Source organism: Asaia krungthepensis NRIC 0535, assembly GCF_025995175.1.
Taxonomy (GTDB): Bacteria; Pseudomonadota; Alphaproteobacteria; order Acetobacterales; family Acetobacteraceae; genus Asaia; species Asaia krungthepensis.
On record NZ_BAPV01000036.1, the window covers coordinates 1 to 428 of the forward strand.

The window sequence follows — 428 nt, forward strand, 5'->3', positions numbered from 1 at the left end:
CCGCGCCGCCAGAGCCTGGCCGGGATCGAGGACGATGCGCACCGGGAGGCGCTGGACCACCTTTGTGAAGTTGCCGGTGGCGTTGTCTGGCTGGATAGGCGCGAAGGCCACGCCGGTCGCCGGCGGGATGCTGTCGACATGGGCATGGAGAGGCTGACCTGGGAATGTATCGACCCAGACCGTCGCTTTCTGCCCCGGCACGACATGCGTGAGTTGCGTCTCCTGGAAATGAGCGACCACAAAGGCGTCCTGGACCGGGGTGACAGCCATCAGCGCGCTGCCAGGATTGACGTAATTGCCCACGCGCACGCCGCGCGCGCCGACCACGCCATCCACCGGGGCCGGGATGGTACAATAAGACAGGTCCAGCGCCGCCCGCTGCTGCTCGCCCTCGGCGCGGGTCAAATTCCCTTTGGCGCGCTCGATCT

1 protein-coding gene is annotated in these 428 nt (G+C 67.1%); it reads right to left on the bottom strand.

Features of this window, described 5'->3' with window-relative positions:
• Positions 1 to 428 (bottom strand): HlyD family secretion protein (locus AA0535_RS10990; protein WP_264816190.1); only part of this gene is annotated, 428 nt, incomplete at both ends.